At 67.4% G+C, this 15,206-nt stretch carries 18 protein-coding genes; 3 read left to right on the forward strand and 15 right to left on the reverse strand.

From position 1 onward, the window contains the following. Positions 1-57: 57 nt before the first annotated feature. The 11 genes from rpsQ to rpsJ are packed head-to-tail and all read right to left on the reverse strand — an operon-like array spanning position 58 to position 5,336. A complete protein-coding gene (gene rpsQ / locus ACFWBF_RS16485) occupies positions 58-339 on the reverse strand; it encodes a 30S ribosomal protein S17 (RefSeq protein ID WP_136229680.1) in 282 nt (93 codons plus the stop codon). Beyond that, a complete protein-coding gene (gene rpmC, locus ACFWBF_RS16490; RefSeq protein WP_008739703.1) occupies positions 339-563 on the reverse strand; it encodes a 50S ribosomal protein L29 in 225 nt (74 codons plus the stop codon). Before rpmC ends, rpsQ begins: the two co-directional genes overlap by 1 nt. Continuing rightward, on the reverse strand, positions 563-982 hold the full coding sequence (gene rplP / locus ACFWBF_RS16495) for a 50S ribosomal protein L16 (protein ID WP_243629930.1): 420 nt from the start codon (positions 980-982) through the stop codon (positions 563-565). The genes rpmC and rplP overlap by 1 nt, the downstream gene beginning before the upstream one ends. 5 nt (positions 983-987) lie before the next feature. Then, positions 988-1,830, reverse strand: coding sequence for a 30S ribosomal protein S3 (gene rpsC / locus ACFWBF_RS16500; RefSeq protein ID WP_030230639.1), 843 nt, complete (start codon positions 1,828-1,830; stop codon positions 988-990). Further along, positions 1,830-2,177, reverse strand: coding sequence for a 50S ribosomal protein L22 (gene rplV, locus ACFWBF_RS16505; RefSeq protein WP_037792011.1), 348 nt, complete (start codon positions 2,175-2,177; stop codon positions 1,830-1,832). Before rplV ends, rpsC begins: the two co-directional genes overlap by 1 nt. Before the next feature lie 43 nt (positions 2,178-2,220). Then, on the reverse strand, positions 2,221-2,502 hold the full coding sequence (gene rpsS / locus ACFWBF_RS16510; protein WP_008739713.1) for a 30S ribosomal protein S19: 282 nt from the start codon (positions 2,500-2,502) through the stop codon (positions 2,221-2,223). A 12-nt stretch (positions 2,503-2,514) separates the two neighbouring features. Then, on the reverse strand, positions 2,515-3,351 hold the full coding sequence (gene rplB, locus ACFWBF_RS16515; RefSeq protein WP_008739715.1) for a 50S ribosomal protein L2: 837 nt from the start codon (positions 3,349-3,351) through the stop codon (positions 2,515-2,517). A 39-nt stretch (positions 3,352-3,390) separates the two neighbouring features. Beyond that, positions 3,391-3,714, reverse strand: a complete 324-nt coding sequence (rplW, locus tag ACFWBF_RS16520) for a 50S ribosomal protein L23 (RefSeq protein WP_037792012.1) — start codon at positions 3,712-3,714, stop codon at positions 3,391-3,393. Continuing rightward, complete coding sequence (rplD, locus tag ACFWBF_RS16525; protein ID WP_030710344.1) at positions 3,714-4,364, reverse strand: 50S ribosomal protein L4; 651 nt, start codon at positions 4,362-4,364, stop codon at positions 3,714-3,716. The genes rplW and rplD overlap by 1 nt, the downstream gene beginning before the upstream one ends. Positions 4,365-4,368: 4 nt before the next feature. Then, positions 4,369-5,013 carry a 50S ribosomal protein L3 gene (rplC, locus tag ACFWBF_RS16530; RefSeq protein WP_215015311.1) on the reverse strand — a complete coding sequence of 215 codons (645 nt, stop codon included), beginning with the start codon at positions 5,011-5,013 and terminating at the stop codon, positions 4,369-4,371. A 14-nt stretch (positions 5,014-5,027) separates the two neighbouring features. Then, positions 5,028-5,336: a 30S ribosomal protein S10 gene (rpsJ, locus tag ACFWBF_RS16535; protein WP_003948644.1), complete on the reverse strand. Its 309-nt coding sequence runs from the start codon at positions 5,334-5,336 to the stop codon at positions 5,028-5,030. Between the two features lie 801 nt (positions 5,337-6,137). Here rpsJ and ACFWBF_RS16540 point away from each other — a divergent pair. Together ACFWBF_RS16540 and ACFWBF_RS16545 are read left to right on the forward strand one after the other, a co-directional pair. Beyond that, positions 6,138-7,106: a helix-turn-helix domain-containing protein gene (locus ACFWBF_RS16540; protein ID WP_385601508.1), complete on the forward strand. Its 969-nt coding sequence runs from the start codon at positions 6,138-6,140 to the stop codon at positions 7,104-7,106. A gap of 49 nt (positions 7,107-7,155) precedes the next feature. Beyond that, positions 7,156-7,743: a Uma2 family endonuclease gene (locus ACFWBF_RS16545; protein ID WP_385601511.1), complete on the forward strand. Its 588-nt coding sequence runs from the start codon at positions 7,156-7,158 to the stop codon at positions 7,741-7,743. A 115-nt stretch (positions 7,744-7,858) separates the two neighbouring features. Here the strand turns inward: ACFWBF_RS16545 and tuf are convergent, their stop codons facing one another. The 4 genes from tuf to rpsL all read right to left on the reverse strand — a co-directional run bounded on the left by tuf (position 7,859) and on the right by rpsL (position 12,214). Beyond that, positions 7,859-9,052, reverse strand: coding sequence for an elongation factor Tu (gene tuf, locus ACFWBF_RS16550; RefSeq protein ID WP_385601514.1), 1,194 nt, complete (start codon positions 9,050-9,052; stop codon positions 7,859-7,861). Positions 9,053-9,200: 148 nt separating this feature from the next. Then, entirely contained in the window at positions 9,201-11,330 is a 2,130-nt protein-coding gene (gene fusA / locus ACFWBF_RS16555) for an elongation factor G (protein ID WP_385601517.1), read from the reverse strand. Positions 11,331-11,369: 39 nt separating this feature from the next. Then, the gene (rpsG, locus tag ACFWBF_RS16560; RefSeq protein WP_385601519.1) at positions 11,370-11,840 is read right to left on the reverse strand and encodes a 30S ribosomal protein S7; all 471 of its coding nucleotides are present in this window, start codon (positions 11,838-11,840) and stop codon (positions 11,370-11,372) included. A 2-nt stretch (positions 11,841-11,842) separates the two neighbouring features. Next, entirely contained in the window at positions 11,843-12,214 is a 372-nt protein-coding gene (rpsL, locus tag ACFWBF_RS16565) for a 30S ribosomal protein S12 (RefSeq protein ID WP_007265893.1), read from the reverse strand. A 456-nt stretch (positions 12,215-12,670) separates the two neighbouring features. Between rpsL and ACFWBF_RS16570 the strand changes: the two genes are divergently transcribed. Next, complete coding sequence (locus tag ACFWBF_RS16570; RefSeq protein ID WP_385601523.1) at positions 12,671-15,145, forward strand: YfhO family protein; 2,475 nt, start codon at positions 12,671-12,673, stop codon at positions 15,143-15,145. Positions 15,146-15,206 lie beyond the last annotated feature (61 nt).

A 15,206-nucleotide genomic window follows, 5' to 3' on the forward strand; every position in this document is an offset into this window, starting at 1 on the left:
GAGCTACCGCCCCCACCGAGCCTGGCGGAACGAACCTGAGGGAAACCCCTCAGATAATTACTTGGCCTTCTCGAGGATCTCGACGATGCGCCAGCGCTTGCTCGCCGACAGCGGACGCGTCTCCATGATGAGGACGCGGTCGCCGACGCCGGCAGCGTTCTGCTCGTCGTGCGCCTTGAGCTTGTTCGTACGGCGGATGACCTTGCCGTACAGGGCGTGCTTCACGCGGTCCTCGACAGCGACGACGACGGTCTTGTCCATCTTGTCGCTGACGACCAGACCCTCACGGGTCTTGCGGAAACCGCGGTCGGTCTTCTCAGTCACGTTGTTCTCGCTCATCAGGCGCTCTCCACCGTCTCGATACCGAGCTCACGCTCGTGCATCAGGGTGTAGATGCGAGCGATGTCCTTACGGACGGACTTGAGCCGGCCGTTGTTCTCCAGCTGACCCGTGGCCGCCTGGAAGCGGAGCTTGAACAGCTCCTCCTTGGCCTCGCGCAGCTTGCCAACGAGCTCCTCGTTGCCGAGCTCACGCAGCTCGGACGCCTTGGTTCCCGTCGCCATCACGACTCACCTGCCTCGCGCCGAACAATCCGGCACTTCATCGGAAGCTTGTGAGCAGCGCGGGTGAGCGCCTCACGAGCAATCTTCTCGTTCGGGTAGGACAGCTCGAACATGACCCGGCCCGGGTGCACGTTGGCGATCCACCACTCGGGAGAACCCTTACCGGAACCCATGCGGGTCTCGGCAGGCTTCTTGGTGAGCGGACGGTCCGGGTAAATGTTGATCCAGACCTTGCCGCCACGCTTGATGTGGCGGGTCATCGCAATACGAGCCGCCTCGATCTGGCGGTTCGTCACGTACGCCGGGGTGAGCGCCTGGATGCCGTACTCGCCGAACGTGACCTCAGTACCGCCCTTGGCCATACCGCGGCGCTTCGGGTGGTGCTGCTTGCGGTGCTTGACCCTACGAGGGATCAGCATGTCGGTCAGGCCTCCGTTCCGGTGCTCTCAGCCGGAGCGGCGGCGGGAGCGTCGGCCTTGGGGGCCTCGACACCAGCAGCCTGCTGCGGCTTGCGGCCACCACGGCCGCCGCGCTCGCCACCACGGCCACCACGGCCGGCGGGACGGTCGCCAGCGCCCTGAGCACCACGGGCCGGGCGGTTACCCGCACGGGCCGCAGCGTTCTCGGCGCGAACCTCGGCGATGTTCTTGACATCGCCCTTGTAGATCCAGACCTTCACACCGATACGGCCGAAGGTGGTCTTGGCCTCGAAGAAGCCGTAGTCCACGTTCGCGCGCAGCGTGTGCAGCGGCACACGACCCTCGCGGTAGAACTCGGAGCGGGACATCTCGGCGCCGCCGAGACGGCCGCCACACTGGATCTTGATGCCCTTGGCGCCGGCCTTCATCGTGCCCTGCATGCTCTTACGCATGGCGCGACGGAAGGAGACGCGGGAGGAGAGCTGCTCGGCAACGGCCTGGGCAACCAGCTGAGCGTCAAGCTCGGGGTTCTTGACCTCGAGGATGTTCAGCTGGACCTGCTTGCCCGTGAGCTTCTCGAGGTCACCGCGGATGCGGTCGGCCTCGGCGCCACGGCGGCCGATGACGATGCCCGGACGAGCGGTGTGGATGTCCACACGCACGCGGTCACGGGTGCGCTCGATCTCAACCTTCGAGATGCCGGCGCGCTCCATGCCGGACGTCATCATCCGACGGATGGCGACGTCTTCCTTGACGTAGTCCTTGTACAGCTTGTCGGCGTACCAACGCGACTTGAAGTCGGTGGTGATGCCGAGCCGGAACCCGTGCGGGTTTACCTTCTGGCCCATTACCGGGAACCTTCCTTGCTGCTGACGACCACGGTGATGTGGCTGGTCCGCTTGCGGATCCGGTAGGCACGGCCCTGCGCACGCGGACGGAACCGCTTCAGGGTCGGGCCCTCGTCCACGAACGCCTCGCTGATGACCAGCGTGGAGGCGTCCGGGTGGTTGTAGTTGTGTGCGGCATTGGCAATGGCGCTGTCCAGCACCTTGCCAACCGGCACGCTCGCGGCCTGCGGGGCGAAACGCAGGACCGCCTGAGCCTCCGTGGCATCCATGCCACGGATAAGGTCCACCACTCGGCGGGCCTTCATGGGCGTGACGCGGATGTACCGCGCCTGGGCCCTGGCTTCCATGGTTGTCCCTTCGGTGTAAGTCATAGTCGTAACCACCCCGCCTTTAGCGGCGCTTCGACTTCCGGTCGTCCTTGACGTGGCCGCGGAAGGTGCGAGTCGGCGAGAACTCGCCGAGCTTGTGGCCGACCATCGACTCGGTGACGAACACCGGGACGTGGGTCTTGCCGTTGTGCACCGCGATGGTGTGACCCAGCATGCTGGGGATGATCATCGAGCGACGGGACCAGGTCTTGATGACGTTCTTGGTGCCGGCTTCGTTCTGGACGTCCACCTTCTTTACGAGGTGGTCGTCGACGAAGGGCCCCTTCTTGAGACTGCGCGGCATCTAAACCCGCTCCTAGCGCTTCTTGTTCGTCTTGCGGCGGCGGACGATGTACTTGCTCGAAGCCTTCTTCGGCGAGCGAGTACGACCCTCCTTCTGACCCCACGGGGAGACCGGGTGGCGACCACCACTGGTCTTGCCCTCACCACCACCGTGCGGGTGGTCAACCGGGTTCATCGCGACACCGCGGACGGACGGGCGAACGCCCTTCCAGCGCATGCGGCCGGCCTTGCCCCAGTTGATGTTCGACTGCTCGGCGTTGCCGACCTCGCCGACGGTGGCGCGGCAGCGCGCGTCGACCAGGCGGATCTCACCGGAAGGCATACGAAGGTGGGCCATCGTGCCCTCCTTCGCCAGCAGCTGCACGGAGGCACCCGCGGAACGGGCGAACTTGGCGCCACCACCGGGACGGAGCTCGATCGCGTGGATCGTGGTACCGACCGGGATGTTACGGAGGGCCAGGTTGTTGCCGGGCTTGATGTCGGCCGTGGGGCCGTTCTCAATCCGGTCGCCCTGCTTCAGAGCCTTCGGCGCGATGATGTAGCGCTTCTCGCCGTCTGCGTAGTGCAGGAGCGCGATGCGCGCAGTGCGGTTGGGGTCGTACTCGATGTGCGCGACCTTGGCCGGCACGCCGTCCTTGTCGTGACGACGGAAGTCGATCACGCGGTAGGCGCGCTTGTGTCCACCACCCTGGTGGCGAACAGTGATCCGACCGGTGTTGTTACGGCCGCCCTTGCTGTGCAGCGGGCGAACCAGCGACTTCTCCGGCGTGGACCGCGTGATCTCGACAAAGTCGGCGACGCTGGAGCCACGACGGCCCGGGGTCGTCGGCTTGTACTTGCGGATACCCATTTCTCAGTCCTCGTCCGATTCCGGACGACTAGACCTCCGTTAGGAGGCCTGGCCGCCGAAGATGTCGATTCGGTCGCCCTCAGCGAGGGTCACGATGGCGCGCTTGGTGTTCGCACGCTTGCCGAAACCGGTCTTGGTGCGCTTGCGCTTACCCTGACGGTTGATCGTGTTGACCCCGGTGACCTTGACCGAGAAGACCGCTTCGACGGCCTGCTTGATCTGGGTCTTGTTGGCGCCGGGCGCGACGATGAACGTGTACTTGTTCTCGTCCAGCAGCGCGTAGCTCTTCTCCGAGACAACCGGCTTGATCAGCAGGTCGCGCGGGTCAGTGAAGGTCTTGCTGGTAACGGTCGCCTCAGACATCAGGCGTCGCTCCCTTCGGTCTCATCGGCCTTGGGGCCAGACACGAAGGACTCGAAAGCGGCCTGAGTGAAGACCACGTCGTCAGAGACGATCACGTCGTACGTGTTCAGCTGGCCCGGCTCCAGGATGTGAACCTGGGGCAGGTTGCGGGCGGACAGCCACGCGGCCTCGTCGGCGCGCTCGACGACCAGGAGCAGGTTCTTGCGCTCCGAGATCTTGCCGAACAGCGTCTTGGCGGCCTTCGTGGAGGCGGAACCCTCGACCACGCCGGTGACGACGTGGATGCGGGAGTGACGCGCGCGGTCCGAGAGGGCACCGCGGAGAGCGGCGGCCTTCATCTTCTTCGGCGTCCGCTGGGAGTAGTCACGCGGCTGCGGGCCGTGGACAACGCCACCGCCGACGAACTGCGGAGCGCGGGTCGAACCCTGACGGGCGCGGCCGGTGCCCTTCTGGCGGTACGGCTTGCGGCCACCACCACGGACTTCGCCACGACGCTTGGTCTTGTGCGTGCCCTGACGGGCAGCTGCCAGCTGGGCGACAACGACCTGGTGGATCAGCGGAACGCTGGTCTTCGCGTCGAAGATCTCCGCGGGGAGCTCGACGGTACCGGCCTTGTCGCCTGCCGGCGAAAGGATGTCAATGGTGCTCATTACCTCAAGCCCCCTTGGCCGCGGTACGGACCAGGACGAGGCCGCCGTTCGGACCGGGGACTGCGCCCTTGATGAGGAGCAGACCCTTCTCCGCGTCAACCGCGTGGATGGTCAGGTTCTGGGTGGTGACGCGCTCGTTGCCCATACGACCGGCCATGCGCATGCCCTTGAAGACACGCCCAGGGGTGGCACAGCCACCGATCGAACCGGGGGAGCGGTGCTTGCGCTGGACGCCGTGTCCGGCACCGAGGCCCTTGAAGTTGTGACGCTTCATGACACCGGCGAAGCCCTTGCCCTTGCTGTTGCCCGTGACGTCAACCTTGACGCCCGACTCGAACACAGCGGCAGTGATCTCCTGGCCGAGCGTGTACTCGCTGGCGTCGGAGGTGCGGAGCTCCACCAGGTGGCGGCGCGGGGTCACGTCGGCCTTGGCGAAGTGGCCCTTGAGGGGCTTGTTCACCTTGCGCGGGTCGATCTCGCCGAAGGCGATCTGGACCGACTCGTAGCCGTCGATGTCGTTCTTACGGACCTGGGTAACGACGCAGGGTCCGGCCTTGACCACGGTGACCGGGACGACACGGTTGTTCTCGTCCCAGACCTGGGTCATGCCGAGCTTCTCGCCCAGGACGCCCTTGATCTGCTTTGCCATCTTCTCGACGCCTCTCAGAGCTTGATCTCGATGTCAACGCCGGCCGGAAGGTCCAGGCGCATCAGCGAGTCAACGGTCTTGGGGGTCGGGTCGAGGATGTCGATCAGGCGCTTGTGCGTGCGCATCTCGAAGTGCTCGCGCGAGTCCTTGTACTTGTGCGGCGACTTGATGACGCAGTACACGTTCTTCTCAGTGGGCAGCGGCACCGGGCCCGCGACCGACGCACCAGTGCGCGTCACCGTCTCGACGATCTTCTTCGCCGACGAATCGATGACCTCGTGGTCGTAGGCCTTGAGCCGGATGCGGATCTTCTGTCCCGCCATGGCTACTCCGTAGTCCTGTCTGTTGTGGAAACGCTCTGGCAATCGGTCGGCTGCGGATCACTCCGCCGCTTTCCTCCGACCCACGCGGTCGGGCGTGTCGCACTCCCTCTACAGAAAATTCCCATACGGAAATTCCCTCTCCAAGGGGGTGCGGTCCCAAGACCGCGCTTCGGGGGAAAACACCCACCGAATGCCTGGCAGGGACCGTGCTGACGCTTCCCAGAAGATTCCCGTACGTCCGCCCCATTGCTGCCCCGAGAGGCAGATAGGGCGACGAGTACTGTGGGACTCGCTTCCGGTCCTCCCGGCGGGAGGCGCGCAGCATCGGCACTCAGCCGAGCAACTTGAGTAGTCTGCCATACGAGGCACGTACCTGGCTAATCGGGCCGAAGACAATACCCCGCCACGCAGAGTGGTCAAACCGCACCACGCCCGGCACCGGGGGTGCCGCCCTCGCGCCGTGGCCGAGCGGTCACTGTCCGCGCCCAGGGGAAACCCCGGCGCCCCGGGGGAAACACCGGGACGCGGCAGCCGCGTCGCGGTCTTCGGCGGCGCGGTCGTCCTGGGGGTATTGGGTTAAGTACTCGGGAAGCAAAGAACCCTTGCCAGACCCCTCCAGCCTCCCGCCGGCGGCCACGGCGGGCCCGTACCTCGGACGGGTGAACAGCGCCAACTTGGCTGGCTTTCAAGGGGGTTCGCTGGCATATGCTCGCCGCGTCCACCCCCAGAAATACGTCGGCCCCCGACGGGACTCGCAATCCCGGCCGAGGGCCTACCAACAAGGAAGAAAGCCGCTTCCCGATGGATGTTCAGCAGCCTAGCGTGCTCGCGCGCGCCTCGGTCCGCAATCGCGCCGAGACCCCCCGATCCGGTGTAGTTCACTTCAACGTGCGGCACACCCGCGGCTTCACCGTGATCGGCAACCACCTCGCCCAGCACCCCGAGCTGTCGCTCGTCGCCCGCGGTCTGGCCCTCTACATCCAGTCGGTCCCGGCCGGTGTCCGCATCGGCATCAAGGACCTGACCCCCCTCTTCCCCGAGAGCGAGCACCGCATCGCCCGCGCCCTGCGCGAGCTGGAGGTGCACGGCTACCTCAAGCGCACCCGCGAGCGGCTGCCCGGCGGCCAGGTGGTGACCCGTACGGTCTCCTACAACCGGCCCGGGTTCCTGTCCCCCGCCGAAGAGGCCGCCCACCCGCGCCCTTCCCGCGCCCCCGAGCCGCCGCCCCCGGCCGAGCCTGCGACCCCGCCCGAGGTCCCGCCCGACGCCCCGCCCGACGCCCCGCCCGAGGTCCCGCCCGAGGTCCCGCCCGAGGCAGAGCCCGCTCCCCCGCCCGAGCCCGCGGCCCCGACGCCGCCGGTCTCGCCGCCGCTCCCCCGGCCCGTGAACACCGCCAACCCCTGGCGGACCCTCGCCGCCCGTGAGCTCCTCGCCGAGCTGCGCCGCATCGACTCCCGCCTCCTCCTCAGCGCCCGCGACATCGAACGCCTCACCCCCGCGGTGGAGGCCTGGCTGGAGCGCGGGGCCTCCCCCGCCGCCATCACCGCGGCCCTCACCGCGAACCTTCCCCCACAGCCACGCAACCCGGCCGGCCTGCTCGCCCACCGGCTCACCGCCCAGCTGCCGCCCGAGCTGCTCCCCGTACCGGTCAGACCCGCCTACGTCCCGCCGGACCCCTTCCAGACCTGCGAGAAGTGCGACCTCGCCTTCCGTGCCCCCACCCCGGGCCACTGCCGCGACTGCCGCACCAATACGACGGAGGCTGCCTAGCATGAAGGTGATGACTCGGGCCCACGGGCACGGACGAGGAGCCGCCACCATGACCATCGCCCCGGACGACGAACGGCAAGGGACCCTCCTTTACCAGCAGATGCGCGACGTCGTGCAGCGGCTGGAAGACACCGTTCCCGGCAAGATCGAGATCACCAAGGAAGGCCTCGTCCACGACATGACGGCACCCGTCGGCCCCCACGAATTGACAGCGCTGCGGGTGCGAAAGCGCATGGAGAAGGTGATGCCGGACGAACTTGTGGCACACACCGGATCCCCCGACGTCGAGGACGATTCCGAGGGCATCCTGCGCTTGCCCGACATCATGGTGATCGCCGAAGCGGACATGGAAGTCCCAGGTTCGTTCGACCCGCGAACCCTCATCGCGGCCGTCGAGATCGTCTCGCGCTCCAACCCGGACAACGACTGGGTGAGCAAGATGCGGGACTACCCCCTGGTCGGCATCCCGGTCTACGCGATCTTCGACCCGCGCACCGGCACAGGCGCCGTCATGACCGAGATCCACCAGACGCCCGAGGGCCCCCGCTACGCCACCCGCAAGGACTTCCTCTACGGCGAGGACGTCACCATCGCCGACTGGACCATCTCCACCGAGGGGCTCCCCCGCTACGCGTGACCGCGACGCGCGGGTACGACAAAGGGCCCCTCCCCCGTCGCCGAAGCGACAAGGCAGGGGCCCCTCTGTCAAACATGGTGCCCGCTCGCGCGAGCTACCAGGTCAGAGCACGAAATTACTTCGTGATCTTGATGACCTGGCCGGCGCCCACGGTACGACCACCCTCACGGATGGCGAACTTCAGGCCCTCCTCCATGGCGACGGGCTGGATCAGCGAGACGGTCATCTCGGTGTTGTCGCCCGGCATGACCATCTCCGTGCCGGCCGGCAGGGTGACAACACCCGTGACGTCGGTGGTACGGAAGTAGAACTGCGGGCGGTAGTTGTTGAAGAACGGGGTGTGACGGCCACCCTCGTCCTTCGACAGGATGTAGGCCTGGGCCTCGAACTCGGTGTGCGGCGTGACCGAACCGGGCTTGATGATGACCTGGCCGCGCTCGACGTCCTCGCGCTTGATGCCACGGAGGAGCAGACCGACGTTCTCGCCCGCCTGGCCCTCGTCGAGCAGCTTGCGGAACATCTCGATGCCGGTGACCGTGGTGGTGGTCTTGGCTTCCTTGATACCGATGATGTCGACGGTCTCGTTGACCTTCAGGACACCACGCTCGATACGGCCGGTGACGACCGTACCGCGACCGGTGATCGTGAAGACGTCCTCGACGGGCATGAGGAACGGCTTCTCGGTGTCACGCGGCGGGGTCGGGATGGCCTCGTCGACGGCAGCCATGAGGCCGAGAAGCTTCTCGCCCCACTCCTTGTCGCCCTCGAGGGCCTTCAGCGCGGAGACGCGGACGACCGGAAGGTCGTCGCCCGGGAACTCGTACTCGGAGAGCAGCTCACGGACCTCGAGCTCTACGAGCTCCAGGATCTCCTCGTCGTCCACCATGTCGGCCTTGTTCAGGGCGACGACGATGTAGGGAACGCCGACCTGGCGGGCCAGGAGCACGTGCTCCTTGGTCTGCGGCATCGGGCCGTCGGTGGCGGCGACCACGAGGATCGCGCCGTCCATCTGCGCGGCACCGGTGATCATGTTCTTGATGTAGTCCGCGTGACCCGGGCAGTCGACGTGGGCGTAGTGACGCGCCTCGGTCTGGTACTCGACGTGCGCGATGGAGATGGTGATACCGCGCTGGCGCTCCTCAGGAGCCTTGTCGATCTGGTCGAAGGCCGAGGCCTCGTTCAGGTCCGGGTACGCGTCGTGCAGCACCTTGGTAATGGCGGCCGTGAGGGTCGTCTTACCGTGGTCAATGTGACCGATGGTGCCGATGTTGACGTGCGGCTTAGTCCGCTCGAACTTCGCCTTCGCCACGGGGTCCTCCTGGAGAGTGGTTCTGTACGCCTTACTCATCGGCGCCAGGTGATCTTTGCTGGATAGCCGGCCCCTCCGGGGCAACGGAGGGTTACTCCTGTTGCCCCAGAGGCTCCGGTGACAAGCCTAAAGCGTGTACTCGGAAGAGTTACTCGCCCTTGGCCTTCGCGATGATCTCCTCGGCGACGTTCCGGGGAACCTCGGCGTAGGAGTCGAACTGCATCGAGTAGCTGGCGCGACCCGAGGTCTTGCTGCGGAGGTCTCCGACGTAGCCGAACATCTCCGAAAGGGGTACGAGGCCCTTCACGAGGCGAGCTCCGTGACGCTCCTCCATGGCCTGGATCTGGCCACGGCGGGAGTTGATGTCACCGATGACGTCACCCATGGACTCCTCCGGCGTGGTGACCTCTACGGCCATCATCGGCTCGAGGAGCACGGGAGAAGCCTTGCGCGCGGCCTCCTTGAAGGCCTGCGAGCCGGCGATCTTGAACGCGAGCTCGGAGGAGTCGACCTCGTGGTAGCCACCGTCGAGAAGGATGACGCGGACGCCAGTCATCTCGTAGCCCGCGAGGATGCCGAACTTCATGGCTTCCTGCGCACCGGCGTCGACCGACGGGATGTACTCCCGCGGGATGCGGCCACCGGTGACCTTGTTCACGAACTCGTACGCCGGACCGTCGGCCTCGAGGATCGGCTCGATCGCGATCTGCACCTTGGCGAACTGACCGGTACCACCGGTCTGCTTCTTGTGGGTGTAGTCGTGACGCTCCACCGTCTGGCGGATCGTCTCGCGGTAAGCGACCTGCGGCTTGCCGACGTTGGCCTCGACCTTGAACTCGCGCTTCATACGGTCGACCAGCACCTCGAGGTGCAGCTCGCCCATACCGCCGAGGATGGTCTGGCCGGTCTCTTCGTCCGAGTGAACGTGGAAGGAGGGGTCCTCCTCCGCGAGACTCTGGATGGCGACACCCAGCTTCTCCTGGTCACCCTTGGACTTGGGCTCGATGGCGACCTGGATGACCGGAGCCGGGAAGTCCATGGACTCCAGGATCACGGGTGCCTTGTCGTCACACAGCGTCTCACCGGTGGTGGTCTGCTTCAGGCCCATGACGGCGACGATGTCACCGGCGCCCACCGCTTCGATCTCTTCACGCTTGTTGGCGTGCATGCGGTAGATCTTGCCGATGCGCTCCTTCTTGCCCTTGACGGAGTTCAGCACCGCAGTGCCGGCCTCCAGGCGGCCCGAGTAAACCCGGACGAAGGTGAGCTTGCCGAGGTGCGGGTCGCGCATGATCTTGAACGCGAGCGCCGCGAGGGGCTCCTCGTCAGACGGCTTGCGCTTCACGACGAGCTCCGCGTCCCGGACGTCGTGGCCTTCGATGGCCTCGATGTCCAGGGGCGACGGCAGGTAGCGGACGACGGCGTCGAGCAGGGGCTGAACGCCCTTGTTCTTGAACGCCGTGCCACAGAACACCGCGGTGATCGTGGCGCCCGTGCCCTTGCCGGAACCGATGATGATGCGACGCACGGCGTCGTGCAGCTGCTCGACGGTGGGCTCGACGCCCTCCAGGAACAGCTCCATGATCTGGTCGTCGTTCTCGGCGACCGTCTCAACCAGCTTGGCGTGCCACTCTTCAGCGGCTTCCTTGTGGGTGTCCGGGATGTCGACGATGTCGTACATCTCGCCCTTGGTCGCCTCGGCGGACCAGACGAACGCCTTCATGGTGACCAGGTCGACAACGCCCTGGAAGTCCATCTCGGAGCCGATGGGGAGCTGCATGACGATCGGAACCGCACCGAGGCGGTCCTTGATCATGTCGACACAGCGGTGGAACTCGGCGCCGGTGCGGTCCAGCTTGTTGACGAAGCAGATGCGCGGCACGCCGTAGCGGTCGGCCTGACGCCAAACGGTCTCGGACTGCGGCTCCACACCGGCGACACCGTCGAACACGGTGACGGCACCGTCGAGGACGCGGAGCGAACGCTCCACCTCGACCGTGAAGTCCACGTGACCCGGGGTGTCGATGATGTTGATGGTGTGGTCGACGTCCTCGAGCGGCCAGTGGCAGGTCGTCGCGGCAGACGTGATCGTGATGCCGCGCTCCTGCTCCTGCTCCATCCAGTCCATCGTGGCAGCGCCGTCGTGGACTTCACCGATCTTGTAAGACACACCGGTGTAGAACAGGATGCGCTCGGTGGTGGTCGTCTTGCCCGCGTCGATGTGAGCCATGATGCCGATGTTGCGCACCTTGGCCAGGTCAAGCGAAGTGGTAGCCATATCGGCTCAGTCTTCTCTCGGTCTCGATGTGGGTTGGGACTACCAGCGGTAGTGCGCGAAGGCCTTGTTGGACTCGGCCATCTTGTGCGTGTCCTCACGCTTCTTGACGGCAGCGCCAAGACCGTTCGAGGCGTCGAGCAGCTCGTTCATGAGGCGCTCGGTCATGGTCTTCTCGCGGCGGGCGCGGGAGTAACCCACGACCCAGCGCAGCGCGAGGGTGGAGGCGCGACCGGGCTTGACCTCGATCGGCACCTGGTAGGTGGCTCCACCGACACGGCGGGACTTGACCTCGAGGGACGGCTTGACGTTCTCCAGCGCGCGCTTCAGCGTGATGACCGGGTCGTTGCCGGTCTTCTCGCGGAGGCCTTCCATGGCGCCGTAAACGATGCGCTCGGCGGTGGAGCGCTTGCCGTTCAGGAGGATCTTGTTGATGAGCGACGTCACCAGAGGAGATGCGTAGACCGGGTCGATGATGACCGGGCGCTTCGGGGCGGGGCCCTTACGAGGCATTCTTACTTCTCCTTCTTGGCGCCGTAGCGGCTGCGGGCCTGCTTGCGGTTCTTGACAGCCTGGGTGTCAAGCGCACCGCGGATGATCTTGTAACGAACACCCGGCAGGTCCTTCACACGGCCACCACGCACGAGCACGATCGAGTGCTCCTGCAGGTTGTGTCCCTCACCCGGAATGTAAGCGGTGACCTCGATGCCAGAGGTCAGACGCACACGCGCGACCTTGCGCAGCGCCGAGTTCGGCTTCTTCGGGGTGGTCGTGAACACACGCGTGCAGACGCCGCGACGCTGGGGCGAAGCCTCAAGCGCGGGGGTCTTTGTCTTCTCGACCTTGTCCTGCCGGCCCTTCCGGACCAGCTGCTGGATCGTAGGCACTACTTCTCCGGTTTCTGTGTGCCGTAGTGGAGCTAACCTGGAACTTTGCCGACCCACGCGGTCGGGTGTGTCGGATCCGGCGGACCTCCGCGCAAGCACGGAAACGCATGGATCGCGGTGGCTGATACGGGCTCCATTGCGGTTGATGGACACGCACGGGAGCCCAGGCACACCCCAGGCACAAGGTCTGAGCGTACCTACCGCATCCACTCCGGTCAAAACAAAAGCCCCGGCCCCGGCCCCGGCAGACCCGCGCAGGCCATGCGCCGCACGGGCGAGGCCCCCATGTGGCCCCGCCGATGTCCCGCCGACGCGCACATGTGGTACGGGGACACCTCGCGCGGGAGTACGGGAACCCCTCGCACGGGCCGGGCCGCGCCCCCGGCGAACTACACTGCCCTGCGATTCAGCCCACGATTCAACCCAAACGGCACGAGCACATCAGGGAGCGGGACATTGGGGACGGTCACGACCGAGCCGGCGGCCACGGACAGCCCGCCCCGCCCGCCCCGGCCCGCAGCCCGGCGCCGCCGTCGGCTCTCCCGGCTGTACGGGCCCCTGCTCGCCTTCCTCATCACCTCGGGCGCCTTCTGCGCCGCCTGGGTGCTGCGCGGCACGTTCCCCTTCGGCAACACCGGCCGCGCCGTCAACGACCAGGCCAACCAGTACGTGCCCTTCCACCGCGCCCTGTGGGACCTGGTCCACGGCCAGGCCGCCGGCGACGTGCTCTTCACCTGGCGCGGCGGCTTCGGACAGCAGTTCCTGTCCGACTACTACACGTACCTCGGCAACCCCTTCTCCTGGCTCGCCGTGATCGTCCCGCGCGCCCACGTCGACCTCGCGGTCTTCGCGATCACCCCGATCACCATGGGCACCGCCGCCGCCGTGATGACCGTGTACCTCGGGAAGCTGAAGCCCGGCCCGTGGTGGCAGCGGGGCGTGCTGGGAGCCACGTACGGCCTCTGCGGCTGGGCGCTCAGCGACGCCTCGTACATCCCCATGTGGCTGTGGGGCCTCGTCGCGCTCCCCCTCCTCGGCATCGCCGTCGAATGGTGCCTGGAAGGGCGCCGCTGGCCGGGTGTGGCCGCGCTCGTGGCGCTCGCGTGGTTCGGGAACTTCTACACCGCGATGATGGCCACGATGGCCGCCTGCGTCCTGCTCGCCATCCGCCTCATCACCCGCGACATGACCGGCGCACAGCGGCTGCGGGCCCTGTGGCGGGCCTCGACGGCCACGGGGACGGGCATCCTGCTCACCCTTCCCCTCCTGCTGCCGTCGTTCCTCTCCAGCGGCTCCGCGCAGCCCACCCAGGCCGGCGCCTTCGACCCGGTGCGGATCGAGATCTTCCTGACCGGCATGCTCCCGGCGACCTACCTGTGGGGCGGCCGGCCGCGGCTGTACGTGGCCTCGCTCGGGCTGATCCTGGCCGGCGCCTTCGTGCTCAACTCGGGCATCGCGAAGAAGACCCGCCTGGTGTGGGCGGCGGCGACCGTGCTCGTGGTCGCCTCGTTCCAGTTCCCGCCCACCCAGTACGTGTGGCACGGGCTGGCGGTGCCGAACGGCAACCCCTACCGCGAGGCCTTCGTCTTCAGCGGGATGGTCGTCATCGTCGCCTGGCTGTCGCTGGCCAACCGGCCGCGCCCGCTGCACCTGGCCCTGGTCGCCGCCCTGCTGGTCGCCGCCACCTTCGTGCTCCGGCACACCAACGACTTCGGCGGCTGGACCTGGCCCGCCGTGCTCGGCGGCGGGGCGGTCTCGCTGCTGGCGCTGGTGCTGCTCTTCCACGGGGACAAGCATCGCCACCTGATCCCCCTCGCGGCCGTCCTCATGATCGGCGTCGTCTTCGCCGAGTCCACGGTCGCCGCGGCCGGCGCGGACTCGCGCCGCGCCCGCGAACGCTGGGCGCAGCCGGCGGTGACGTCCAGCAAGTCGATCACCGAACACTTCAATGCCGTCCGAGGCGTGGACGGCTGGCCCGCATACCGGACCGACTCGGGCGCGCCCCAGTCCTCGTACAACGACGCCCTGGCGCTTCGCGCGGAGGGCCCGCAGTACTACAGCAGCTACCTGCCGGAGGTCACCTACCAGGCCCTGGAGCCGCTCGGCTACGGCTTCAAGAACGACGGCCGGACCTTCTTCGGCGCCGACAACCCGGTGCTCGACGCGATCTTCTCCATCGGCGCGCGGGTCGAGCCCGGCCCGGCGAAGAACAGCTGGACGGCCCGCAGGTTCCCGGCCCCGCCCCTGGTCACGGTCCGCCCCGGCCCGTACACCTCCCCCAACCCCGCGGACAGCGTCTACGCCCGCCAGGAGAACGTCCTCGGCGCCACCGTCTACCAGGTCCCGCCGGTCACCCGCGGCACCGCCGCCGCGGAGCAGACGTACGCCGCCCAGTGCTCCCCCGGCTCCGAGGCGTTCTGGTTCTCCCCCGCCGTCTACGGCAGCCTGCGCGTCGGCGACGGCCCCGAGCAGGCCCTCCAGGACCGGATGACGGGCGTCCTGCGCCTCGGCCCGGTCCCGGCGTCGGGCAGGCTCGACATCACGGTCAGGACCGCCACCCAGGGCGCCACGGCCGGCGAACACCCCGTCGGCTGCCTGGCCCCCGCCAAGCTCGACGCGGCGGTCTCCGCCCTCAAGGCCACCGGCGCCACCCACGTCACCACGGGCGGCCACACCATCGAGGCCACCCTCCCCAAGGACGCCAAGGGCACCGCGGTCATCGCCACGACGGCCGTCCCCGGCTGGCAGTGCTCGACCCCGACCGCGGACTTCCACGGCCTCCTGGCCCTCCCCCTGACCCCGGGCACCGACAAGATCTCCTGCACCTTCACCCCGAAGGGCCTCAAGGCCGGCCTCGCGGGCGGCACCCTCGGCCTGATGCTCCTCATCGGGGTCTCCCTCACCGCCGTCCGTCGCCGCCGCCGCGCCTGACCGGCCCGGCCCCCTCGGGGGAAGACGAAGAAGCCCCCCGCCGCTCCTCTCGGAGCGGCGG

Source organism: Streptomyces sp. NPDC060028 (assembly GCF_042736725.1).
Classification (GTDB): Bacteria; Actinomycetota; Actinomycetes; order Streptomycetales; family Streptomycetaceae; genus Streptomyces.